This is a genomic window from Haloleucobacter albus (assembly GCF_052492075.1).
In genome coordinates, this window is record NZ_JBQWAS010000022.1 from 167,057 (window position 1) to 191,267 (window position 24,211).

Below are 24,211 nucleotides of genomic sequence, written 5' to 3' on the forward strand. Positions count from 1 at the left end.
GGAGCCCATCATGGCACCTCGCGTTCTCATTTCCGACAAGCTGTCCCCCGCCGCTGTGCAGATCTTCAAAGATCGCGGCATTGATGTCGATTTCCAGCCGGACCTCGGCAAGGACAAGGACAAGCTGGCCGAAGTCATCGGCAATTATGATGGTCTGGCCATTCGCTCGGCCACCAAGGTCACTCCGAAGATTCTCGAAAATGCTGCCCGTCTGAAGGTGGTGGGTCGCGCCGGTATCGGCGTGGATAATGTGGATCTGCCCGCCGCTACGGCCAAGGGCGTGATCGTGATGAACACGCCGTTCGGCAACTCCATCACCACGGCTGAGCACGCCATTGCGATGATGTTCGCCCTGGCCCGTGAAATCCCCGCAGCGGACGCCTCCACCCAGGCCGGCAAGTGGGAGAAGAACCGCTTCATGGGCGTGGAGCTGACGGGCAAGACCCTCGGCATCATCGGTTGCGGTAATATCGGCTCCATCGTGGCGGACCGCGCCGTGGGCCTGCGCATGAAGGTGATTGCGTTCGACCCCTTCCTTTCGCCCGAGCGTGCGGTGGATCTGGGCGTTGAAAAGGTGGAGCTGGAAGACCTGCTCGCCCGTGCTGATTTCATCACCCTGCACACCCCGTTGACCGAGAAGACCAAGAACATTCTCTCGGCCGAAAACCTCGCCAAGACCAAGAAGGGCGTTCGCATCATCAACTGCGCCCGTGGCGGTCTGGTGGATGAGGTGGCTCTGCGCGCGGCGCTGGATTCCAAGCATGTGGCGGGTGCGGCGTTTGACGTGTTCACCGTCGAGCCGGCTGAAAGCAACCCGCTGTTCGGTCATCCGAATGTGGTCTGCACCCCGCATCTGGGCGCTGCTACCACCGAGGCTCAGGAGAATGTGGCCCTTCAGGTGGCCGAGCAGATGAGCGATTATCTGCTGGATGGTGCCATCACCAACGCCATCAACTTCCCCTCCATCACCGCCGAGGAAGCGCCGAAGCTGACGCCCTTCGTGGAACTGGCGGAGAAGCTGGGTTCCTTCGCTGGCCAGCTCACTGATACCGACATCAAGACCGTGCGCATCACCTATGAGGGCCCGGTTGCGGAACTGAAGGTGAAGGCGCTGACCTCTGCCGCAGTCGCCGGCCTGCTGCGCCCGGCGCTTCAGGACGTGAATGTGGTTTCGGCCCCGTCCGTCGCCAAGGAGCGCGGCATTGCGGTGGAAGAAACCACCCGCGCCACTTCCGGCGATTATGAGAGCCTCATCACCGTAACGGTGGTGACCGACAAGTATGAGCGTTCTGTCACCGGCACTGTGTTTGCTGATGGCCAGCCGCGCATGGTCAACATCAAGGGCATCAAGATGGACGCGGAGTTCGCGCCCTTCATGATCTATGTGACCAATGAGGACAAGCCGGGCTTCATCGGTGCTTTCGCGGGCCTGCTGGGCGAAGCTGGCATCAATATTGCCACGTTCGCGCTGGGTCGTCATGCGGAAGGTGGCGAAGCCATCGCGCTGGTGTCTATTGATGGCGCGGTGCCGGAAGCGCTTCTGGCCACGATCCAGGCTCTGCCGCATGTGAAGCAGGCCAAGCTGGTTCAGTTCTGAGCTGGGCTGTTCTTCCTTGAGGTGGCTGGCTGAGGCCGGCCACCGGCATACAAAATAAAACCCGCATATCCGAATGCCGGATATGCGGGTTTTTCTTTAAAGCGTTGGCAGGGCTTCAGTTGCCTCAGGTGGGAGGCTGGAGCTTGGCGGGTTTCTGGCCAGCGCGTGTCGCCAGAAAAATACCGCAAATCACCAGCGCATATCCCATGAGGTGGAACCAAGCCAGCGCCTCTCCCAGAAACACGATGGCCAGCGCAGTACCGAACACCGGCATGAGATGCAGGAAGGGTGCGGCCCGGTTGGCGCCCACCAGTTCCACCGCCCGGTTGAAAAACAGATAGGCGACAAGCGAAGGGCCAATCATTACATAGCCCAGCGTCAGTACGGTTTTGATATCAAGGTGCAGGCTCTGGCCTGCGACCAGTTCCCGCGCGGAGAATGGCACCAGCAAAATGGAGCCCAAGGCCATGATGACAGCCAGAAAGGACAGCGCGCCCATGGGTGGGCGATTGCGCAATATGGCCGTGTAGAAGGCGTAGATCAGCAGCGCGATCACCATCCACATATCCCCGACATTGGGTGTGAGATGGAGCAGCGTATCCATATCGCCCCGACTGATAATCAGCACCACGCCACAAAGAGAGGTGCAGATGCCGGCAATCTGGCCCAGAGAGAGCTTGTCCCGGAACAGGAAGAAGCTCCACAGCCCCACCAGCAGCGGGGCCATGGACTGGAGCAGCAGCGCATTCACCGCCTGCGTATATTGCAGGGCGTGATAGCTCATGGCGTTGAAGCAGGCGATGCCCGTGGCCGCCAGCAGGAGCAGCAGCCAGAAGAAGCGGCGGATAAGCGGCAGATCGCGCTTCAGTTGCGGCCATGCGAAGGGCAGGATGATGGCTGTCGCCCCCACCCAGCGCAGCAAGGCAAGCGTAACAGGCGGCACATGACCGGCGACATAGCGGCCGAGAACCAGATTGCCAGCCCACAGCAAGGCTGTGAGAGACAGTAACAGATAGGGCGCATCAAACAGCCCGCGCAGGGAGCGGGGCGCCGGGGAGGGGGACATGGTTTCTCCTGTGGCCGCATCCTGACTGATCTTGCAGCACGCTTTTGCGCTGGTCTGAGCGCAATTGAAATGCGAATCAAGCACAGTCCAAGGCTGCGTGACCTTCCGGGAAAGAGTGGATTCGGGGATAGACAGATCCTGCACCCTGAAAGGTGTAGGGGTACGGGTTAAGACGATGGAGCCGGGTTGGCAACTCTCTTCAAGCCTGACCTAACGTCGGATCTGAAGGTGGCGAGTCCATATACAAAAGAAAATGGCCGCACGGGGCGGCCATTCTGAGAAATGAAACCGGCAGCATGGAAACGGTGTCCCCTGCCGGTTGATACCTGATGCGTGGTATCAGGCCGCCTTGCTGGTGCGTTCATCCACGATGGAGACGACATCTGCCATGATGCGGTTCAGCTCGAAATTCTTGGGCGTATAGACAGCCGCCACGCCAAAGCCGAGAAGCTGGGCTTCATCTTCCGGCGGAATAATGCCGCCGACAACGACCGGCACATCATCCAGCCCTTCGGCACGCATCCGTTCCATCACATCACGCACCAGCGGTACATGCGAGCCGGAAAGGATGGAAAGCCCCACCACATGCACGCTCTCTTCAAGGGCGGCATTCACGATCTCGGCCGGGGTGAGGCGGATGCCTTCATACACCACTTCCATACCGCAATCGCGGGCGCGTACGGCAATCTGTTCCGCGCCATTGGAATGGCCATCCAGCCCCGGCTTGCCGACAAGGAACTTGATGCGACGGCCGAGACGGTCCGAAACGGCATCTACATCCTTGCGCACCTCTTCCAGGCCCTGTGTATCGGCACGGGCAGCACGGCCCACGCCGGTGGGGGCGCGATACTCGCCAAACACTTCACGCAGGCAGGTCCCCCATTCACCTGTGGTGATACCCGCCTTGGCGCAGGCAATGGAGGGCTCCATGATATTGCGGCCTTCCTGCGCCGCGCTCTTCAATTCGGCCAGCGCCTTTTCCGCTGCCTTGGCATCGCGCGCCTCGCGCCAGGCCTGAAGACGGGAGATCTGCTCGGCTTCAACACCTTCTGGCACGGTGAGAATGGCGCCTTCACCCGTGGTGAGCGGAGAGGGCTCAGTCTCGGTCCAGCGGTTCACGCCTACAACCACCTGATCGCCCCGCTCAATGGCTTCCAGACGGCGGGTGTTGGATTCCACCAGCGCCTGCTTAAGGTAGGAGTTTTCAATGGCCGCAACAGCGCCGCCCATGGCCTCGATACGGGCGAGTTCCGAACGCGCCTCTTCCTTCAGCTCTTCCACCTTCTTGTTGATTTCGGTGGAGCCATCGAAAATATCGGCATATTCCAGCAGGTCGGTTTCATAGGCCAGCACCTGCTGCATACGCAGCGACCATTGCTGATCGAACGACCGCGGCAGACCCAGAGCCTCGTTCCACGCCGGAAGCTGCACGGCACGGGCGCGGGCCCGCTTGGAGAGGGTGACCGCCAGCGCCTCGATGAGAATGCGATAGACATTGTTCTCGGGCTGCTGCTCGGTCAGCCCGAGAGAGTTCACCTGTACGCCATAGCGGAACAGCTTCTGCTTCGGGTCTGTCACGCCATAACGATTGACGCAGATCTCGTCCCACAGATCCACGAAGGCGCGCATCTTGCACATCTCGGTGATGAAGCGCATGCCCGCATTCACGAAGAAGGAAATGCGGCCCACGACTTCACCGAAGATGGGGCCTTCGGCCTCGCCGGAATTCTTCACCGTATCGAGCACGGCGATGGCGTCGGCCAGCGCGAAGGCCAGCTCCTGCACGGGCGTCGCGCCGGCTTCCTGAAGGTGGTAGGAGCACACATTCATCGGGTTCCACTTCGGCAGATTCTGCGTGGTGAAAAGAATGGTGTCCTTGGTCAGCCGCATGGAAGGTGCGGGCGGGAACACATAGGTGCCGCGCGAGAGATATTCCTTGATGATATCGTTCTGCGTGGTGCCTTTCAGCTTGGCGCGGTCGGCGCCCTGCTCATCGGCCACCGCGATATAAAGCGAGAGCAGCCAGGCCGCGCAGGCATTGATGGTCATCGAGGTGTTCATCTCGGCCAGCGGAATGCCGTCAAACAGGGTCCGCATGTCGCCGAGATGGGAAATCGGCACGCCCACCTTGCCCACTTCGCCGCGGGCGAGGGGGTGGTCGCTGTCATATCCGGTCTGGGTCGGCAGGTCGAAGGCGACTGATAGGCCGGTCTGCCCCTTGGCCAGATTCGAGCGGTAGAGCTTGTTGGATTCCGATGCCGTGGAATGGCCGGCATATGTGCGGAAGAGCCAAGGTTTGTCGCGGACCACCATCCGAATTACCCCGTTATTCGACCGAAATGTTTAGCCTTCACCCTGGTTTGAATGGGGCGAAGTCCTCCCGCCTGATTCCTGTGAAGCAAGCCGGCTTATTGTGCGACGCAGCGCGCGGCGCGTCGATGGAAAAGTTCCAGACCTTACGTCCGACATGATTTCATGCCTGACGTAAGGTGCAACTGTCTACCGCAAGTGGCAAGTGCATTTCCAGCCATGCGGCTGTGTTCACTGCTTTTCAGCGTCTCTGGATCAGGGACATGACGAACAGCAGGATGACGGCCCCGATGGTGGCGCTGATAATGCGCCCCACAAGGCCGCCAACCAGAAACACATTGCCAAACAGAAAGCCGCCAATGAGCGCGCCAACCACGCCCACGGCCATGTTTCCGACCAGCCCGAAGCCGTAGCCGCGAAAAATCTGCCCGGCCAGAAAGCCGGCGATCAGGCCGACAATCAGGGTCATCACAAGGGCTGCCATGGGGTGTGTCCTTCCGAGTTCAGGCTGTGTCCGGCCAGTCTAGTGCGATGGGGCCCGCGCGTGAACAGGGAAAGGCGAGGCGGATCATTCGCCTAAAGAGGGGGGGATGCGCCGCTCAGGAAAGCAGTTGCTGCGAAAATCTTCTCTGCTACGCTGCATTGCGATAATGATCTAAAAATGGAACCTGAGGTTCTTGAGAGGAAGAGAGGACGGAACGCTATGGGCCAGAACGCTGAAACGGGTAGCACGGCGCTGAAGGATCTCTATGAGATGGGCGAGATTCCGCCCCTCGGTCATGTGCCTTCGAAAATGTATGCCTGGGCTATCCGGCGTGAGCGCCATGGGCCGCCAGAACAGTCATTCCAGCTTGAGGTGGTGCCCACCTGGGAGCTGGGCGAGCATGATGTGCTCGTGTTCGTGATGGCTGCCGGCGTGAACTACAACGGAATCTGGGCTGGCCTCGGCGAACCCATCTCCGTCTTCGATGTGCACAAGCAGCCTTACCATATCGCCGGTTCCGATGCCGCGGGCATCGTGTGGGCCGTGGGCGCCAAGGTGAAGCGCTGGAAGGTGGGCGACGAGGTTGTCGTGCACTGTAACCAGGATGATGGCGACGATGAGGAGTGCAACGGCGGCGACCCGATGTTCTCTCCCTCGCAGCGCATCTGGGGCTATGAGACGCCGGATGGCTCCTTCGCCCAGTTCTGTCGCGTGCAGGCGCGTCAGCTCATGCCGCGTCCCAAGCATCTCACCTGGGAAGAGAGCGCCTGCTACACCCTGACCCTGGCCACCGCCTATCGCATGCTGTTCGGCCATGCGCCGCACACGGTGAAGCCGGGTGATTATGTGCTGGTGTGGGGCGCTTCCGGTGGTCTCGGCGTGTTTGGCGTGCAGTTGGCTGCCGCTTCCGGCGCGCATGTGATCGGCGTCATCTCGGATGAATCCAAGCGCGATTATGTTCTTGGCCTTGGCGCCAAGGGCGTTATCAACCGCAAGGATTTCAAGTGCTGGGGACAGCTGCCCAAGGTGAACTCGCCCGAATATGGCGACTGGCTGAAGGAAGCCCGCAAGTTCGGTAAGGCCATCTGGGAAATCACCGGCAAGAAAGATGTGGATATCGTGTTCGAGCATCCGGGCGAGAACACCTTCCCGGTGTCGACCCTGGTGGGCAAGCGCGGTGGCATGATCGTGTTCTGCGCCGGCACCACCGGCTTCAACATCACCTTTGACGCCCGCTATGTGTGGATGCGCCAGAAGCGTATTCAGGGTTCTCACTTTGCCCATCTCAAGCAGGCATCTGCGGCCAATGACTTCATCATTGACCGTCGCGTGGACCCTTGCATGTCGGAAGTGTTTACCTGGGATCATATCCCGGCGGCGCATGGCAAGATGCTGGCCAACAAGCACGCGCCCGGCAATATGGCGGTGCTGGTGAATGCGCCGCGTCCCGGCCTGCGGACCTTTGATGATGTCGTCGAAGCGTGCGGCGGCAAGTGAGGCGGCAAGTGCGGCTGCAAGTGCGGCTGCAAGTGTGTCTGTGAGCTGAATATTCCATGATGAAAAAGCCCCCTCCCGGATCAGGAGGGGGCTTTTTCATGGGCGCACCGCTGATCGGCCCGGCCTGAAGCATGCCGGGGCGGGCGAGAATGAGCAGACACGAAAAAACCTCCCCGACCATGGATCGGGAAGGTGTGTTGTTTTTATGCAGGCAGCCTTCAGGGGCTGTGATGAGGTGCGTCAGCTCTCGATCGGTTCCACACCGGAAATGGCGATGCCGAAGCCGTTGAGCCCCACATAGGTGCGCGAGGTGGAGGACAGCAGCCGGATGGAGGAAATGCCCAGATCACGCAGTATCTGCGCACCAAGGCCCACCTCGTGCCACTGGCGGTCCCGCTCGGCTTCGCTGCTGGTCTGTTCGGTCGGGCCCAGCGCATTGGTGGGGACGCCAGCCGTACCATCGCGCAGATAGATCAGCACGCCGCGGCCTTCCGAATCAATACGCTCCAGGGATTTGAGCAGGGTCTGGCCGCCTGCAAACAGATCGGCGATCGGGTCGGCGCGGTGCAGGCGCACCAGCACATTTTCCCCGTCGCCAATGCGCCCCTTCACCAGTGCGAGATGGTTCGCCGTATCAAAAGGCGTGGTGTAGGAGAAGCCCTGCAATTCGCCGATGGCGGTGGGCACCGGGAATTCGGCGCAGCGCGTCACCAGCTTTTCGCGAGCCTGACGGTAGGCGATGAGATCGGCCACGGAGATGCGCAGCAGGTTATGCTGTTCTGCAAACTCCGATACTTGCGGGCCGCGCTTCACGGTGCCGTCATCATTCACCAGTTCGGAGATCACGCCTACGGGCGGCACACCGGCAAGGCGGCACAGATCCACCGCTGCCTCAGTATGGCCCGAGCGCATCAGCACCCCGCCTTCGCGTGCGATGAGGGGGAAAACATGGCCGGGGCGCACAAAATCTGCCGTGCCCATATTGGGATTGGCCAGCGCCCGCACCGTATTGGTGCGCTCTTCTGCCGAAATGCCAGTGGTGGTGCCGTGGCGCACATCAATGGAGATGGTGAAGGCCGTGCTCAGGGGCGCATCATTGGTGGAAACCATCGGGTCCAGCCGCAGGCGGCGCGCCTCGGAGGCGGGCAGGGGCGCGCAGACGATGCCGGAGGTGTTGCGGATGATGAAGGCCATCTTCTCAGGTGTGGCCATGGAGGCGGCGAGAATCAGATCGCCTTCATTCTCGCGGTCATCATCATCGGTCACGACGACCATTTCACCACGGGCGAAGGCTTCGATAGCGGCCTGAACACGGGCCTGAATGCTGTTTTCTGTCACGAGCACACTCCGGGCGGGAGGGGTGGAGAGGCCGAGGAAATCGTTGGGGGTCACCGCATTTTCGGTGGCCTGCGCAATCCTCTCGGCGCTTTCGCGGGAGATCCAGGCACGATCGTCATTGCACAAAGCCGTAATGCTGGCGGGGGAAAGCCCCACCAGCCGGGCAAAGGCGCTACGTGTCGTGCCAGTGGCTTCCAGCCATTCCGCAAGTTTCATGCCCGTAGCTTAGCACTCCTGTTTTCAGTCGCAATGAAAAACAGGAAAATTTCAGTCTGGCTGAAATTCGGCAGATTTCAGTTCTCAAAGGGCCAGACAGGGGTAGCGCCGACCTGTCCGCGATGACGCAGCAGATGATCGGCGAGCACACACCACATCATGGCCTCGCCCACAGGCACAGCGCGGATGCCGACGCAGGGGTCATGCCGGCCCTTGGTAAAGAGGTCTGTCTCTTCGCCGGTGCGGTCCACCGTCTTGCGGGGGGTGAGAATGGAGGAGGTGGGTTTCACCGCAAAGCGCGCCACAATAGGTGCTCCGGTGGAAATGCCACCCAGGATGCCCCCGGCATGGTTGGCCAGAAACTGCGGACGCCCCTCATTGCCACGCCGCATTTCATCGGCATTGGCCTCGCCTGTCAGGCGGGCGGCGTTGAAGCCTTCGCCAATCTCCACGCCCTTCACGGCATTGATGCCCATGAGCGCACCCGCCAGATCCGCATCCAGCTTGCCATAAAGCGGTGCGCCAAGGCCGGCCGGCGCACCTTCCGCCACCAGCTCGATCACTGCACCAACGGAGGAGCCGGCCTTGCGGATGCCATCGAGATATTCGGTCCACACCGGCACGGTTTCGGGGTCGGGGCAGAAGAAGGGGTTGTTGTCGATTTCATCCCAGTTCCAGCGGGAACGGTCGATTTCAATATCGCCAATCTGCACCAGAGCTCCGCGCACGGTGACGCCCGGCAGCACCTTGGCGGCAATGGCCCCGGCGGCCACACGGGTTGCAGTTTCCCGCGCGGAAGAGCGCCCGCCGCCACGATGGTCGCGGATGCCATATTTGATGTCATAGGTGAAATCAGCATGGCCCGGCCGGTAGGCGCCGGCAATGGCGGCATAATCCTTGGAGCGCTGGTCTACATTCTCGATCAGCAGGGCAATGGGGGTGCCGGTGGTGACAAGCCCGCCTTCGGGGTGGTCCATCACGCCGGAGAGCACCTTGACCTGATCCGGCTCGCGTCGCTGAGTGGTGAAGCGCGACTGGCCGGGGCGGCGACGATCCAGCGCGGCCTGCACCTCATCCAGCGTGAAACGCAGCTGTGGGGGGCACCCGTCCACCACGCAGCCAATAGCCGTTCCGTGGCTTTCGCCAAAGGTGGTGACGCGGAAAAGATGGCCGAAACTGTTGAATGACATATCTGGACCCTGCTTTGCTCCTCTGCTGCATAGACCAGCTTGGCGATTATGCAAATCTTCAGCACGTATTTCGCCTGACGGATGCGATTTGCCCTGACTTGCCGTTAGGTGATGGTCGCCCCTGTGCGCTGCATCATGCTATGCAGTTGCGGAAATTCAGGGATGATGGGCGTCATGCCTTTTCTGGACATTCTTATCGTTTTGGGTCTGGTTCTGCTGAACGCCGTGCTGGCGGCGGCTGAGCTGTCTATTGTGTCGTCGCGTCCGGCACGGTTGCGGTCCATGGCCGCGCAAGGGCAGCGGGGCGCGCAGGCAGCCTTCAATCTGGCGGCGGAACCCGGACGTTTCCTTTCTACCGTGCAGGCCGGCATTACGCTCATTGGCATTCTGGCCGGGGCTTTTTCCGGGGCCAGCCTCGGGGCGCAGCTTTCTGATGTGTTGCGGGCGGCGGATGTGCCAGCCAGCGTGGCCGGCCCGCTGGGTTATATCGCGGTGGTGGCGGCCATCACTTATGTTTCGCTGGTGATTGGTGAGCTGATTCCCAAGCGTCTGGCTTTGCAGAATCCCGAATCTCTGGCCTGCGTTCTGGCTCCGATGATGGTGGGGCTCTCCAGGGCGGCAGCCCCGGCGGTATGGTTGCTGGATGCCTCATCGCGTCTGGTTCTGCGTTTGCTTGGCGCAGGTCAGGGCAGTTCCAGCGCGGTGACGGATGAGGAAATCCGAGCGCTCATCACCGAGGCGGAAAGCGCCGGCGTGATCGACCCGGCCGAGCGGCGCATGATTTCAGGCGTGATGCGTCTGGCGGATCGCCCTGTCACCGCCATCATGACCCCGCGCACAGATGTGGAATGGGTGGATGTTTCAGCTGATCTGGATGAGGTGCGCGCCGCCCTGCTGGCCACACCCCACTCCCGCTTGCCCGCCTGTGATGGGACACCGGAAGAAACAGTGGGGGTGATTCAGGCCAAGCGCCTGCTGGATGCCTATTTGCGCGAAGAACAGCCGGACCCGCGGGCTTTCGTGCAGACGGTTCCCTTCATTGTGGAAAGTGTCGGGGCGCTGGAGGCCATGCGTATTCTGCGCGGGGCGCAGGTGCCCATGGGCATTGTGGTGGATGAATATGGAGATATGGCCGGTGTGGTCACGGGCTATGATCTTCTGGTGGCGATTACCGGCCTGACGACAGGCGGCGCTGAAGGGGTGCCGAACACGGCGTCCAATGTGGTGGTGCGGCAGGATGGTAGCTATCTGGTGGATGGCGACACTCCCATGGATGAGCTGCGGGAGCTGCTGCATGTCGATTTCCCGGAAGATGAGGATTTCAACACGGTTGCTGGCTTCGCCTTGTCCTGCCTGAAAGAGCTGCCCGCTGAAGGGGATGTTTTCGAAGATTCTGGCTGGCGTTTCGAGATTGTCGATATGGATGGCCGGCGGATCGACAAGCTGCTGGTCTCACGCACCCATTTGCTGCGTCGCCAGCCGGTGTAATGTGTCGGGTGGCGGACCCTTCGGCGGTTTCTTTGCGGGTCCGGCCACAGGCTGTGTCACACGCTGCGTAATGGTTTTTCCAGCACAGCGAGAACGCGGGGCAGTTCGTGCCCGCGTTTCAGGATGAGCCCGGTTTGTGACACGACGCTATAGGCCCCCTGCTTCCGGGCCAGGCGCGGATCTTTCTCGATACGATAAACCGGCACATCAGACGCCCTGCGGAATATGGAAAAGATGGCTTTGTCGCGTGTGAAATCAATGGCGTAATCCCGCCACTCACCTAGCGCCACCATGCGCCCATACAGCCCCAGAATACGGTCCAGCTCCCGGCGATCGAATGTCACGCGGGGTGGGGGCGGTGGTGTATGGGGGACGGCGGGCGTGGATGAACGGGCTGCGCGAGATTGGCGCACGGGCACCACGATCCCTGTGGCGGCGCATATGGGACTTTCATCTTCCATGAAGCCTCCCGAAGAGTTTCCTGCGTGATGAAAACACTGAGGTGCCGGCTCATGATTGCCGCACTGCGTCCAGCTTGCAAGGTCGGCTTTGTTTTGCAGGCCACAGCCTGATGAGGTGGAGAGCGATCACGGCGATGTTAGCAGGCACCACAGTGTCGCCGGAATTTGGTCAAGACGTCGCCTGTCCGCTCGCAGAAAGTACATCCCATAGCAGGGTCGGTTCGTGAGGCGCTTCGGTCTATCCCAGCCCCCCCAAGCCCCCCCGAGGTGCTTCCGAACCGGCCACTGCTTACCCCGTTTGAGCCCGCAGGCCGATGTGAAGCTGACATGCTTCATAGGAAGATGGCCGATTTTCGTCATTTCTCCGAAGTGTTCGGACAGGTAGCGCATGATGGCGCCCAGCGTGCCAAGAGGCCCATCTGCTGCGTGGAGCAGGGCGAGGCCGTAGAGGGGCTTTGAATTTCCTATCTTTCTGAACCGGCAGGCAGGGCCACAGGGCTCGCGGAAGGCGAGGGCGTTCTTGTGCGCTCAGGAGTCATGTAGCTGCGCTCGGTCTTTCGCAGGCTGTTGCCGATGCGAGAAATATTGGCGGGCTCTTCTTCCGGGACTGGAGTGAGGGGAATCATCGCTGCTCCGAGAATGGAGCCAGGCGATTTGGATGCGCGAGGCTGCACCAAAACAGCAAGCGAATCGGCCCCCTTCAAACTAAGGGCGGCAAGCGGAACGCGCTCTTGCATCGCGGCTCCATTCCAGTCTGCCAGCTTGACCCAGCCCCTTACAACATTCGTATAGGTGAGGGTCCGGCCTTCATTTTCTCCGGCAGTGATATCCACGGTTACAGATGTTGTGACCGGGCAGACCCAGATTTCCGCGCCCGCTTCACCCAGATGGGCATGGGGGAGGTTCACCTCAATATCATGGCCCTCCTGCCGCACCGTAACGGGGATCAGGGGCGCGGTGTTGTGGACCTCGCTTTCCTGAAGAATGCGTCGAAGCGACCGGCGATCATGCCCTTCCACCACCAGAGAGCCATTGATGACAGCCTGTGGGGTGAGGATGCGGTGATCGCCTCGCATTTCGGCATAGGCGCGTTGCCGGCGGGAATTTGCGTTCAGGGCCAGTGTGTCATGCCAGCCGGTATAATCCCAGTAATCCACCGGCAGGGTCAGTGCGATAACGGAGGGGTCATCAGCCAGTTTGGTGACGCAATCATCCATGCGCGGGCAGGCGGAGCAAGCCTGGCTGGTGAACAGTTCAACCACCGCCCTGGGTTGTGCCAGAGCACCCCCTGCCGGCCCCATACTGGTGACCAGCATGGGCAATAGCGCCAAGGCAAGCGTGGGAACAATGTTGCGAAAAATCATGCTCGCAAAGCCGCTTTATCTGGATCTCCCGCAAACTATATCTGCCCGGCATACCGGCGAGTAAAGGATTGGATCGCTCACAATGGAGTGTTCAGAGTCACATTCCGGTGTGCTGCGGGGCATGAAAACTGATGGTTGACGCATAAGTCTTTATGTCGTCGTCCATTTCTCAATGAGTTGCATAAGAAGCGGGGCAGCTCGTCATCTGGGGCATAAGCGCGGGCCGGGCGGGGACTGGCGCAGAAGAAGGCACTCGATCTGCCCATGATGGGCCCATGATTGCACCGGACATGACAACGCCGGCCCGAGAGCCGGGCCGGCGTGTCTTTCTTCAGATTGTGCGCTGGGATCAGGAAGCCAGCGAACGCAGCACGTAAGGCAGGATGCCGCCATTGCGGAAGTAATCCAGCTCATCGAGCGTATCGATGCGGCAGATCAGATCCACATTCTTCTCAGAACCGTCCGCGAACTTGATCTCGGCGGTCAGGGTCTGGCGGGGCTTCAGATCACCCTCAATGCCCTTGATGGTGACCTGTTCGTCACCCTTCAGGCCCAGCGTCTGCCAGCTTTCGCCTTCCTTGAAGACCAGCGGCACGATGCCCATGCCCACCAGGTTCGAGCGATGGATACGCTCGAAGGACTGGGCCACGACAGCGCGCACGCCAAGCAGGTTGGTGCCCTTGGCCGCCCAGTCACGCGAGGAGCCGGTGCCATATTCCTTGCCGGCGAAGACCACCAGCGGCACACCCTCGGCCTTGTAGGCCATGGATGCGTCGTAGATGAACTCCTGCTTGCCTTCCGGATAGTGGATGGTCACGCCACCTTCAACGCCCGGCACCATCTGGTTCTTGATGCGGATATTGGCGAAGGTGCCGCGCATCATCACCTCGTGGTTGCCACGACGGGTGCCATACTGGTTGAAGTTCACCGGATCGACGCCATTGTCGATCAGATACTGGCCAGCCGGGGAGTCCTTCTTGATGGAGCCGGCAGGCGAGATGTGATCGGTGGTGATGGAGTCGAGGAACAGGCCGAGAATGCGGGCATTCTCGATGTCCTTCACCGGAGCCGGGGTCTTGCCCATGCCCACAAAGTAGGGCGGGTTGCGGACATAGGTGGAATTGTCATCCCACGCATAGGTCTGGCCCGACGGCACGGTGATGGCCTGCCAGTGGGCGTCGCCCTTGAAGACGTCGGAATATTTTTCCTGGAACATCTTCTTGGTGACGTTCTCGCGGATGAACTGCGCCACTTCCTTGTTGGAGGGCCAGATATCCTTGAGATAGACCGGCTTGCCTTCGGTGTCGGTGCCGAGCGGCTCGGTGGTCAGGTCGATTTGCAGCGAACCGGCAATGGCGTAGGCGACGACCAGCGGCGGGGAGGCGAGATAGTTCGCCTTCACGTCGGGGTTCACGCGGCCTTCGAAGTTGCGGTTGCCGGAGATGACGGCACCGGCCACGAGGTCATTCTTGTTGATGGCCTCGGAGATGGCTTCCGGCAGCGGGCCGGAATTGCCGATGCAGGTGGTGCAGCCGAAGCCGACCAGATTGAAGCCGAGCTTATCGAGATCGGTCTGGAGGCCGGAGGCGTTGAGATAGCCTTCCACCACCTGGGAGCCGGGCGCCAGCGAGGTTTTCACCCACGGCTTCGTGGTCAGGCCCTTCGCGGCGGCATTGCGCGCCAGCAGGCCGGCGGCGATGAGCACGGAGGGGTTGGAGGTGTTGGTGCAGGAGGTGATGGCGGCGATCACCACATCACCATGGCTGAGCGTGTAATCGGCACCGGAGACCGGCACAGCCTTGTCGACTTCGCCAGCCTTCTTGAATTCGCCTTCCAGAGCGGCGCGGAAGCCGGTCTTGGTTTCTGCGAGCAGAACGCGATCCTGCGGGCGCTTGGGGCCGGCGAGCGAGGGCTGCACCGAGCCGATATCCAGCTCCAGCGTATCGGTGAACACCGGGTCCGGCGTGTCCTTGGTACGCCACATGCCCTGAGCCTTGGAATAGGCTTCCACGAGCTTCACGCGGGCATCGTTGCGGCCGGTCTCGTCGAGATAGGCGATGGTTTCGCCATCGACGGGGAAGAAGCCGCAGGTTGCGCCATATTCCGGGGCCATGTTGGCAATGGTCGCACGGTCGGCGAGGGAGAGGCTCTCAAGGCCGGGGCCGTAGAATTCCACGAACTTGCCGACCACGCCCTTCTGACGCAGCATCTGGGTGATGGTGAGCACCAGATCGGTGGCGGTGATGCCTTCCTGCAACTCGCCATTGAGCTTGAAGCCGATGACTTCGGGAATCAGCATGGAGATGGGCTGGCCCAGCATGGCCGCCTCAGCCTCAATGCCACCCACGCCCCAGCCCAGCACGCCCAGGCCGTTGACCATGGTGGTGTGCGAGTCGGTGCCGACGAGGGTATCAGGATAGGCGACCTCAACGGTCTTGCCATCCAGCTCTTCCTTGCGGGTCCACACCGTCTGGGCGAGATATTCGAGGTTCACCTGGTGGCAGATGCCGGTATCCGGCGGCACCACGCGGAAATTGTCGAACGCGCTCTGGCCCCACTTCAGGAAGCGGTAACGTTCCTGATTCTGCTTGTACTCTTCTTCCACGTTCTTCTTGAAGGCGGAATCGGAGCCGAAGAAGTTCACGATCACGGAGTGGTCGATCACGAGGTCAACGGGCACCAGCGGGTTGATCTTGGCGGGTTCGCCACCCAGCGCCACCATGGCGTCACGCATGGCGGCCAGATCCACAACGGCGGGCACGCCGGTGAAGTCCTGCATCAGCACGCGGGCGGGACGGTAGGCGATTTCCTGCCCGGCCTTGCCCTTGTCGTTCAGCCAGGCAGCGACGGCCTGGACGTCTTCCTTGGTGACGGAGCGACCATCTTCATAGCGCAGCAGGTTTTCCAGCAGCACCTTCATGGAGAAGGGCAGGCGGGAAACGCCTTCAAGGCCATTTCGCTCCGCAGCTTCAAGGTTATAGTAGACGTATTCCTGATCATCCACCTTGAGGGTGGTTCGGCACTTGAAGCTGTCGAGGGAAGTCACGGCGTTCTCTCCGGTTTCAGTGGACGACTGTCGCCAGGGCCGCAGGTGCGGGAGAAAACTCCCGCCACCCTTGGTCGGTGCGGTTGGCGCGCTTTATAGAGCCATTTCAAGTCGCGGTCATGCGATAATGAAGTGGAAAGATGCAAATGCAACGAAAGCAGCACGGATGAGTTCCACGCCCATTCAGGCCCTGAAGGCTGAAGGATTAAGCTGTCGCAGGGGTTTCAGGCTGTTATTTGAAGGGCTTGATGTGCAGGCGCGGGCCGGCCGGGCCCTGGTGATTGTGGGGCCAAATGGTGTTGGAAAGTCATCCCTGTTGCGGATTCTGTCAGGTTTTCTGGCTCCGGCGACAGGGCGTGTCTGGCTGGAGGGGGGCGCGCAGGAGACCCCTTTGCGGGAGCAGATGCACTATCTTGGCCATGATGATGCACTGAAGGGCGCGCTGAGCGTGGCCGAGAATCTGGAATTCTGGCGGAATGTGCTGGGCGGGGATGGGGTGGCTGTGGACGACGCTCTGGAAGATGTGGGGCTTGGTGGGCTGGGGCGGCTGCGCGCTGCTGTGCTCTCCGCAGGGCAGAAGCGCCGGCTGGCCATTGCCCGGCTGCTGGTATCCCGGCGGCCGGTCTGGATTTTGGATGAGCCGACCACGGCGCTGGATGTAAAGGCGCAGGCGCGTTTTGCAGCCTTCAGCCGGGCGCATCTGGCGGCGGGTGGCGTGCTGGTGGCCGCGACACATGCGCCGCTGGATCTGGGAGAGAGTGATGAATTGCGGCTGGGGAAGCTGGCATGATGAAAGCCTTCTGGGCCGTGGTGCGGCGGGATCTTCTGCTCTCTCTCGGGTCGGGCGGAGGGGCCGGGCTGGGGGTGGTGTTCTTCCTGTGCGTCATCACCGTGGTGCCTTTTGCCGTGGGGCCGGATCTTGTCTTGCTGGCGCGCATTGGCCCGGCTGTGTTGTGGATTGGTGCGCTGCTGGCCAGCCTGATCGGCCTTGAGCGCCTCTTCGCCGCAGATGTCGAAGATGGCTCGCTGGATGCGCTGACGCTTTCGGCCTTGCCGCTGGAACTGGTGGCCGCAGCCAAGGGGCTGGCACACTGGCTGGCCACCGGCCTGCCGCTGGTGGTGGCCGCGCCTGCGCTGGCGCTGATGCTGAACCTGGAGCCGGCGGCCATTGGGGCAGTGGTGCTGACGCTGCTGGTGGGAACGCCGGCCGTGACCTTTCTGGGGCTGGTGGGGGCGGCTTTCGCCGGGGCCTTCCGCCGGGGTGGTTTGCTGATTGCCGTACTGGTGATTCCCCTCACCATTCCAGTGCTGATCTTTGCTGTTTCCGCCACCACTTCTGCGGTCTCCGGCCCGGTGCCCTTTGATATGCCGTTCCGGGTGTTGTTGGGGCTGGCGTTGTTCGCCCTGATTCTGGGGCCGGTGGCGGCGGCTGCCGCATTGCGGGCGGCGCGCAGTTGATGGGAAGGCCCAAGAGAATGCCGGGCGCTTGTGTCGCACCTTTCTGCCGGCTTTCATCCCCTGAAAGTGAGGGGGAAGAGGCGTTCTGCGACGTCTGGCATCTTCCCTCTGCGCACGGGGCGCACTAGAACCGCTCCATGGCTCTGCTCGATCTTGCCAATCCTGTCCGTTTCATGGGCCTGTCCGCCCGTCTGCTGCCTGCGTTTGCGGTTGCGACGGTAGTGGCGCTGGCCGTGGGCTTCTATCTCGCCTTCGGCGCACCTGCGGATTACCAGCAGGGCGAGACGGTGAAGATCATGTATATCCATGTGCCTTTCGCCTGGCTGGCCATGGGGGGCTATACGCTGATGGCGCTTTCCGCCATCGGCCTTCTGGTGTGGCGACACCCGCTGGCCGATGTGGCACACAAGGCGACTGCGCCCGTGGGGGCCACCTTCGCCGCTCTGTGTCTGGTGACAGGCTCACTGTGGGGGCGGCCCATGTGGGGAACCTACTGGGTGTGGGATGCCCGCCTCACCTCCATGCTGGTGCTGTTGCTGCTCTATCTGGGCCTGATGGCGCTGCGGGCTGCCATTGATGATCCAAATCGCGCCGGACGTGCGGCGGCGGTGCTTACACTGGTGGGCTTCATCAATGTGCCGATTGTGAAATTCTCGGTTGATTGGTGGAACACGCTGCACCAGCCGGCATCGGTTTTCCGCATGGATGGACCAACCATTGATCCCAGCCTGTTGTGGCCGCTTTTGATGTGCGCACTGGGGTTTGGGTTGCTGTTCATCACCTTGCAGATGTTGGGTATGCGCACGGAAATTCTGCGTCGCCGCGTGCAGGCGCTGGAAGCGCGGGCCGCTGCCGAGGCCGGGGCCTGAGATGATGGGACTGCACATCTCCATGCCCGTTTCCATGTTGGCCTGCGCTCTTTCGGGGGGTGAAAACGTATGACCCATTTCACCTTCATCGCCACGGCCTATGGCGTTTCTCTTCTTGGTCTTGCCGTGCTCGCCCTCTGGCTGGTGCTGGATTATCGCGGCCAGAAACACCTGCTGGACGAGATGGAAGCCCGCCGCAAGCGCCGCCGGCGTGAGGCTGCCGAGCGCCAGCTTGAAGCCCGCAGGGCCGAGGCGGAAAAGCCCCGCACAGCGTAACCATGGGGCGGACCAACAGGCCATGGAACAGGGACGAACGGATATGAATGGCGAGATGCAGCCCACGCCGCGGCGTCGCCGGCTCTGGTTGCTGGTGGTGCCGCTGGTGCTGTTTCTGGGGCTGGCCTTCCTGTTTCTGGAGCGGCTGGAAAGCGGGAGCGACCCATCGCGTCTGCCATCCGCTCTTGTGGGGCGCCCGGCGCCGCAAATGGTGCTGCCGCCGCTTGAGGGCCAGCGTGATGCCCATGGCCAGCCCTTGCGTCCGCTGGAGGTGAAGGCTCTGAAGGGTAAGCCGGCGCTGGTGAATATCTGGGCCTCTTGGTGTGTGCCCTGTCGGCAGGAACACCCTGTGCTGATGGAGCTGTCGCGGGATCCGCGCATCCGCGTGGTGGGGCTGAACTACAAGGATGCCCCGGAAAACGCCCGTCGCTTCCTCGGTCAGTTCGGCCTGCCTTACGAGAGAGTGGGGGTGGACCCGAAGGGCCGCGCAGCTATTGAATGGGGCGTTTATGGGGTGCCGGAAACTTTCGTGCTCGATAGTGACGGGCGCATCGTCCACAAATTTGTCGGCCCGCTGACGCCGGAGACGGTTCAGAGCACGCTGATGCCGCTGATCGACAATCTGGTGGCGGCCCAGACCGGGGACGAGCCGAAAGGCGCGGGAGCGCAGTAGCAGGGTTGTGAGGTCGCCTTTACACGGGGCAGCTTCAGGCAGGGAGCATTCGGCGGCATGGCATTTTCTGCGGAAGAGGTGGAACGTTACGCCCGCCATATCGTGCTGCATGATGTGGGCGGGCCGGGCCAGCAGAAGCTGAAGGCGGCGCGCATTCTGGTCATTGGCGCAGGGGGGCTGGGCGCACCGGCGCTGTTATATCTGGCGGCGGCGGGCGTGGGGCAACTGGTGCTGGTGGATGACGATGCTGTCTCTCTCTCCAATCTCCAGCGCCAGATCATCCATCGCACGACGGATATTGGCCGCCCCAAGACAGACAGCGCCCGCGCGGCGATAGACGCTCTGAACCCCCATGTGGAGGTGGTGACCCATCACACCCGGATCACGGCCGACAACGCCATGGAGCTGATTGGCGGTGTGGATGTGGTGCTGGATGGATCTGACAATTTCTCCACCCGCTTTCTGGTATCGGATGCTTGCGTTCTGGCGGGCCGGCCGCTGGTGGCTGCGGCGTTGGGCACATTTGACGCCAGCGTCACCACCATCCGCGCCCATGAGCGGGGTGCGGATGGTGTTTTGAACCCCACATATCGCTGTTTGTTTCCCGAGCCGCCACCGCCCGGCACTGTGCCCACCTGTGCGGAGGCCGGCATTCTGGGCGCGCTGGCAGGCATTGCCGGTTCCATTGCCGCCATGGAGGCCCTGCGTGCCATCGTGGGATTTGGCGAGGGGCTGGTGGGGCGCTTTCTGATGATTGATGCGCGCACCATGCGTTTTGAAACGCTGAGCTATGGCTGGGACCCGGATAATCCGCTGACCGGGGAAAAACCGACCATTCGTGATCTGTCGATCCATCGCGGGGCTCATTAAGGGCGTATTGTTTTTCAACCTGTTGCGCGGGAGACATTGCGGCTTTTTCGTGTTTCTGTATCCTGCGACGGGCATGGCGAAATTTTTAGCAGCCGATGCCAGCGAAGGAGCCAGACGCATGTTTCACACGCTCTCCGACTTCATCGCCGAGATTTCGGGCGGGCGTCGCGATGCGCAGGCTTTCGGTGAAAATGATTATCGCCTCGCCACTGCCGCACTGCTGGTCCATGTGGTTTCCATCGACGGTGCGGTGACAGATGCCGAACGTGAGCGGCTGAAGGCTATTCTGGCCAGCCGTTTCGATCTTGATGCAAAAATGAGCAGCGCTCTGATGGCGCAGGCTGTTGTCAAGGATGCCGAAGCCGTCGATCTTTATGCCTTCACCAGTGTGCTGAACCGTGCGCTGGACGGGGAGGGGCGGCGTCGCATCGTGGAGATGCTGTTTGAGGCCGCCTTTGCGGATGGCGGGCTCACGGAGTTCGAGGACAATCTCGTCGCGCGGGTGGCGGAATTGCTGAATATCGAAGACCGTGATCGTGTCGCGATCCGCCAGGAAATCAGGGAAGAGGCGGAAGCGGGTGTTGAACAGCAAGACAGCAGCGCAGGGCACGGCGATGAGGGGCGCAGCGCCTGAAACAAAGGATGTTCTGGTTATCGTTCATCAGGCCTGTTCTTCAGCCGGGCGTGTGGGTGAACGGCTGGAACAGCGCGGCTACAGGCTGGATATGCGCCGCCCCGCGCTTGGGGAGCCCTTGCCGGATACGCTGGAGAATCACGCCGCAGTGGTGGTGTTTGGCGGGCCGATGAGCGCGAATGACGATCTGCCATTCCTGCGCACCGAAATGGATTTTATTGACAAGACGCTGGCGCAGGGTGCGCCCTTGCTGGGCATTTGCCTTGGGGCGCAGCTTATGGCGCGGGTTCTGGGCGCGCAGGTGCAGCCGCACCATGAAGGCGCATGCGAGATTGGCTATTATCCGATTTCAGCCACTGAACAGGCGGCCTCCATGTTGCCCTGGCCGGATCATGTCTATCATTGGCATTCGGAAGGCTTCGAGCTGCCGCCGGGGGCCGAGCTTCTGGCGACAGGGCCGACCTTTCCCAACCAGGCCTATCGTTATGGCTCCAACGCCTATGGCATCCAGTTTCACCCTGAGGTGACACGGGACATGATGTGCATGTGGACCCGTCGCGGGGCCGAACATCTGAACCGACGTGGGGCGCAGGACAGGCCGGCGCATCTGGATGGGTGGGAGCAGCATGATCCGGCTGTTTGCCGCTGGCTGACGGCTTTTCTGGAAACGTGGCTCAACGCCTCAAATGAAAAGGCCTCGCTGGCCGGACGGGTGCTTGATCCGGCCTGATTTTCCGGTTTCGCAAAATGGATGCTGCGACGGCTGAGATTCGCAAATTGCAAAAATAAATTTGCGTCTTGCAAATAAAAAATGATGCGCGGCATATATGTGGTACCGCTTGCATTGTATCAGCCTATATGTAGGGCGCATGCAGATGGCGCGCCTTTTGCTGCTATATGGGTGCCGGTTGTCAGGTTTATGCGTCGCCGGCCTTCAGAGCGCCCGCCTTGTGCGGGCGCTCTCTATTTGGGCTCTCTTTTCGCCCTTCTCTCATCGTTCCTTGTCTGCTTTAGCTTCTGGAGCAGTCTGCTGCTCTGCGGTGCCCGCCGGGGCATCCTTGGGCCGTTTCGTCGTGGGCTCTTCCGGTGCAGGGCGAGAGGACGTGTCCTCATTCACGACATGCAACGGCTGGACATGGCCGCTTTTATCCACGCCGAAATACAGGGTCTGATGCGGGAAGGGCACCTGAATGCCCCTGGCATCGAAGGCTGCCTTGATGCGGCGATAATATTCACGCCTCACCTGCCACTGGCTCAGCGGCATGGTGCGAAAACGGCCGCGCAGCCACACGGCGGAATCACGCAGCGCTTCGACACCAAACATTTCGAAGGGGGCGGTGATGAGCGGCGCAAATGTTCTGTCCCGCGCCAGTTCCGCCGCCACCTCTTCCATCACCGCCATGGCCTCATCAGCATTCTCCCGGTAGGAGATGGCGACATCCACCACGGCATGGGCGAAGTGCTTCGACATGTTCTGAACGACCTGCACCTCGCCAAAGGGCAGGGAGTGCACATTGCCGTCGAAATCGCGAAGATGCACCGTGCGAATAGAGATTTTTTCCACTGTGCCGGCATGGCTGCCCAGTTGCACGAAATCACCCACGGAAAGCGTATCTTCCATCAGAATGAAAATGCCGGTGATGACATCCTTCACCAGTGTTTGCGCGCCGAAGCCGATGGCCAGGCCCAGCACGCCGGCGCCCGCCAGAAGCGGGGCAATATCCACGCCCAGTTCCGAAAGCACGATGAGCGAGGAGATGGTGATGAGTATCACGCGGAAGGCATTTTGCAGGAAGGGCAGAAGCGTCATCATGCGGGTGGAGCTTTGATGACGCTCATACATGCGCGCCGCGAACATCATGCCGATTTCCCAGACAATGAGCGCAAGCGTGGCCACGAGCAGAATGGAGATGACCCGGCCCATCAGGGCCTGTCCATCGGTTGAGGCCAGCCACTCAAACGGCCCTATGCCCCAGATCTCCAGCAGGATGAGCAGGGTGATAAAGGAGATAAAGATACTGACACCCTGCTTCAGCACAGGCACATAGCGGTTGGCGCGGGCCTCAAGGGCGGGAAACTCGGCGCGCAACTCATCATTCAGGCGGAACACGCGGCGGAATACGCGGAATAGCCCAAGCGCCATCAGCCGGGCGACGAGCAGCGCCAGAAGAGAAAGCAATGTCGCCTGAATGATGAAAGCCGTGCCGCCTTCAATATGCAGCACCCAGATGATGAACACCGCGATGATATAGACAATCGCCAGCAGGTGCCAGAAATTGGCCACACGGTTGCGGATGGCCTCCATGCGCCCGGAGAGCCTTCCCATGTTGCGCAGCCGCCGCGCCACGGGCTTTTGCACCTGAAGCACGAAGACAATCATCATGCCGGCCAGAATGAAGGCCAGCAGATCCAGCATCATGCTGAAGGCTGGCGTGGAAAGCCCCAGCAGCCAGGCGGCCCGCAGCAGGAAATAACCATAGATGAAGGTATGAGCGAAACGCCGCGCCCACAAAAAGCAATAGGCGGCGCTTTCATCCCCTATCGGGATCAGCCTCAGCCGGGGCATTTCCGGGGCCAGAAGAGCACGGGATGCAGCAATGGTGATGCGATCAAGCAGGCTGGCATTGATGATGGTGAGGGTCGCCAGGCGTATGGCGAAAGGCAGGTCCGTAAAGGTGAGCACGCCGAAAGCCACAACGGCAAAGGCCACGATCGGCAGCACATCCAGCACGGTATAAAGAGCGAGCAGAAGGATGCGCCGGATCAGGCTGTGCCCCTCCCATGTCTCGATGGAATGACGGGGCCGGCGCAGCAGGAAGGTGATGATGCGTTCGGCGCTAAGAGCCGCGGCCAGAACCACCAGCACCATGAGACCCGCCCAGGTGATGTTCTCCGTGATGGTCGGGTCTGAAAGGCTCACAAACAGGTGCCAGATTCTCTGTGGCAGGGTGTGGATCTCGCTTACCAATTCGAGAATCAAGGTGGAGAAGCTGCCAAGCGCATGAGTTGCCTCGCCCAGCCAGTCGCCCTTGTATTCAGTGTGATCCACGGGCTTGGTGACGGTAACCAGCGTTTCCAGATTGCGCAGAAAATCGGTGCGCGTTTTTTCATCCTTCAGGGTCTGAAGCAGGGCTTCGATATTGCGTCTCTGCTCCTCACTCAGGGGCGCTTCCGGTTTGACAACAGTGGCAGCGGGCGCTGAGGCGCTTCCATTGCCTGATGTTGCGCTGGAAACCGCGCTCAGGGGCGCTGCCATCTGAGCCTGCGCAGGCGACATGGTGGCCGTGGCCATCACAAGTGCGGCGACAATCAGCAACAGGCAGTGCCGGAAAAAGGAAAGCGCATCATGGGGGCGCATGTGCAGCGACATTGCA

The 24,211-nt window shown here is 61.2% G+C and carries 21 protein-coding genes; 12 read left to right on the top strand and 9 right to left on the bottom strand.

From position 1 onward, the window contains the following. Window positions 1–7: 7 nt before the first annotated feature. The gene (serA, locus tag ACT6QH_RS06220; RefSeq protein WP_444974027.1) at window positions 8–1,597 is read left to right on the top strand and encodes a phosphoglycerate dehydrogenase; all 1,590 of its coding nucleotides are present in this window, start codon (window positions 8–10) and stop codon (window positions 1,595–1,597) included. A gap of 124 nt (window positions 1,598–1,721) precedes the next feature. Here the strand turns inward: serA and ACT6QH_RS06225 are convergent, their stop codons facing one another. The 3 genes from ACT6QH_RS06225 to ACT6QH_RS06235 all read right to left on the bottom strand — a co-directional run bounded on the left by ACT6QH_RS06225 (window position 1,722) and on the right by ACT6QH_RS06235 (window position 5,457). Then, window positions 1,722–2,663, bottom strand: coding sequence for a DMT family transporter (locus tag ACT6QH_RS06225; RefSeq protein WP_444973939.1), 942 nt, complete (start codon window positions 2,661–2,663; stop codon window positions 1,722–1,724). 339 nt (window positions 2,664–3,002) lie between these two features. Continuing rightward, window positions 3,003–4,976, bottom strand: coding sequence for a methylmalonyl-CoA mutase family protein (locus tag ACT6QH_RS06230; RefSeq protein ID WP_444973940.1), 1,974 nt, complete (start codon window positions 4,974–4,976; stop codon window positions 3,003–3,005). A gap of 238 nt (window positions 4,977–5,214) precedes the next feature. Then, window positions 5,215–5,457: a GlsB/YeaQ/YmgE family stress response membrane protein gene (locus tag ACT6QH_RS06235; protein WP_444973941.1), complete on the bottom strand. Its 243-nt coding sequence runs from the start codon at window positions 5,455–5,457 to the stop codon at window positions 5,215–5,217. A 219-nt stretch (window positions 5,458–5,676) separates the two neighbouring features. Between ACT6QH_RS06235 and ccrA the strand changes: the two genes are divergently transcribed. Then, window positions 5,677–6,954: a crotonyl-CoA carboxylase/reductase gene (ccrA, locus tag ACT6QH_RS06240; RefSeq protein ID WP_444973942.1), complete on the top strand. Its 1,278-nt coding sequence runs from the start codon at window positions 5,677–5,679 to the stop codon at window positions 6,952–6,954. Window positions 6,955–7,194: 240 nt separating this feature from the next. Here the strand turns inward: ccrA and ribB are convergent, their stop codons facing one another. Together ribB and aroC are read right to left on the bottom strand one after the other, a co-directional pair. Further along, window positions 7,195–8,508, bottom strand: coding sequence for a 3,4-dihydroxy-2-butanone-4-phosphate synthase (ribB, locus tag ACT6QH_RS06245; RefSeq protein WP_444973943.1), 1,314 nt, complete (start codon window positions 8,506–8,508; stop codon window positions 7,195–7,197). Window positions 8,509–8,585: 77 nt separating this feature from the next. After that, window positions 8,586–9,698 (bottom strand): chorismate synthase, encoded by a 1,113-nt coding sequence (gene aroC / locus ACT6QH_RS06250; RefSeq protein ID WP_444973944.1) that lies wholly within the window; start codon window positions 9,696–9,698, stop codon window positions 8,586–8,588. A gap of 174 nt (window positions 9,699–9,872) precedes the next feature. Between aroC and ACT6QH_RS06255 the strand changes: the two genes are divergently transcribed. Then, window positions 9,873–11,186: a hemolysin family protein gene (locus tag ACT6QH_RS06255; protein ID WP_444973945.1), complete on the top strand. Its 1,314-nt coding sequence runs from the start codon at window positions 9,873–9,875 to the stop codon at window positions 11,184–11,186. Window positions 11,187–11,242: 56 nt separating this feature from the next. Here the strand turns inward: ACT6QH_RS06255 and ACT6QH_RS06260 are convergent, their stop codons facing one another. Continuing rightward, a complete protein-coding gene (locus tag ACT6QH_RS06260; RefSeq protein ID WP_444973946.1) occupies window positions 11,243–11,647 on the bottom strand; it encodes a DUF2794 domain-containing protein in 405 nt (134 codons plus the stop codon). Window positions 11,648–11,974: 327 nt separating this feature from the next. Here ACT6QH_RS06260 and ACT6QH_RS06265 point away from each other — a divergent pair, with 327 nt between their 5' ends. Continuing rightward, complete coding sequence (locus tag ACT6QH_RS06265) at window positions 11,975–12,106, top strand: hypothetical protein (protein ID WP_444973947.1); 132 nt, start codon at window positions 11,975–11,977, stop codon at window positions 12,104–12,106. A 5-nt stretch (window positions 12,107–12,111) separates the two neighbouring features. Here the strand turns inward: ACT6QH_RS06265 and ACT6QH_RS06270 are convergent, their stop codons facing one another. Beyond that, complete coding sequence (locus ACT6QH_RS06270; RefSeq protein WP_444973948.1) at window positions 12,112–13,011, bottom strand: DUF1223 domain-containing protein; 900 nt, start codon at window positions 13,009–13,011, stop codon at window positions 12,112–12,114. Between the two features lie 349 nt (window positions 13,012–13,360). Continuing rightward, entirely contained in the window at window positions 13,361–16,057 is a 2,697-nt protein-coding gene (gene acnA, locus ACT6QH_RS06275) for an aconitate hydratase AcnA (RefSeq protein ID WP_444973949.1), read from the bottom strand. Between the two features lie 166 nt (window positions 16,058–16,223). Here acnA and ccmA point away from each other — a divergent pair, with 166 nt between their 5' ends. The 8 genes from ccmA to ACT6QH_RS06315 all read left to right on the top strand — a co-directional run bounded on the left by ccmA (window position 16,224) and on the right by ACT6QH_RS06315 (window position 21,567). After that, entirely contained in the window at window positions 16,224–16,847 is a 624-nt protein-coding gene (gene ccmA / locus ACT6QH_RS06280) for a heme ABC exporter ATP-binding protein CcmA (RefSeq protein WP_444973950.1), read from the top strand. After that, window positions 16,847–17,515 carry a heme exporter protein CcmB gene (ccmB, locus tag ACT6QH_RS06285; protein WP_444974028.1) on the top strand — a complete coding sequence of 223 codons (669 nt, stop codon included), beginning with the start codon at window positions 16,847–16,849 and terminating at the stop codon, window positions 17,513–17,515. Before ccmA ends, ccmB begins: the two co-directional genes overlap by 1 nt. A 137-nt stretch (window positions 17,516–17,652) precedes the next feature. Continuing rightward, window positions 17,653–18,384 carry a heme ABC transporter permease gene (locus tag ACT6QH_RS06290; RefSeq protein ID WP_444973951.1) on the top strand — a complete coding sequence of 244 codons (732 nt, stop codon included), beginning with the start codon at window positions 17,653–17,655 and terminating at the stop codon, window positions 18,382–18,384. 69 nt (window positions 18,385–18,453) lie between these two features. Further along, window positions 18,454–18,660, top strand: coding sequence for a heme exporter protein CcmD (gene ccmD, locus ACT6QH_RS06295; protein WP_444973952.1), 207 nt, complete (start codon window positions 18,454–18,456; stop codon window positions 18,658–18,660). Window positions 18,661–18,703: 43 nt separating this feature from the next. Then, window positions 18,704–19,333 carry a DsbE family thiol:disulfide interchange protein gene (locus ACT6QH_RS06300; RefSeq protein ID WP_444974029.1) on the top strand — a complete coding sequence of 210 codons (630 nt, stop codon included), beginning with the start codon at window positions 18,704–18,706 and terminating at the stop codon, window positions 19,331–19,333. Window positions 19,334–19,390: 57 nt separating this feature from the next. Continuing rightward, a complete protein-coding gene (locus ACT6QH_RS06305; RefSeq protein ID WP_444973953.1) occupies window positions 19,391–20,203 on the top strand; it encodes a HesA/MoeB/ThiF family protein in 813 nt (270 codons plus the stop codon). A gap of 118 nt (window positions 20,204–20,321) precedes the next feature. Further along, window positions 20,322–20,837, top strand: a complete 516-nt coding sequence (locus tag ACT6QH_RS06310) for a tellurite resistance TerB family protein (RefSeq protein WP_444973954.1) — start codon at window positions 20,322–20,324, stop codon at window positions 20,835–20,837. Next, entirely contained in the window at window positions 20,818–21,567 is a 750-nt protein-coding gene (locus ACT6QH_RS06315) for a glutamine amidotransferase (RefSeq protein WP_444974030.1), read from the top strand. Before ACT6QH_RS06310 ends, ACT6QH_RS06315 begins: the two co-directional genes overlap by 20 nt. Before the next feature lie 261 nt (window positions 21,568–21,828). On the opposite strand, the gene ACT6QH_RS06320 is transcribed toward ACT6QH_RS06315, so the two are convergent. After that, entirely contained in the window at window positions 21,829–24,207 is a 2,379-nt protein-coding gene (locus tag ACT6QH_RS06320) for a mechanosensitive ion channel family protein (RefSeq protein WP_444973955.1), read from the bottom strand. Window positions 24,208–24,211: the final 4 nt, after the last annotated feature.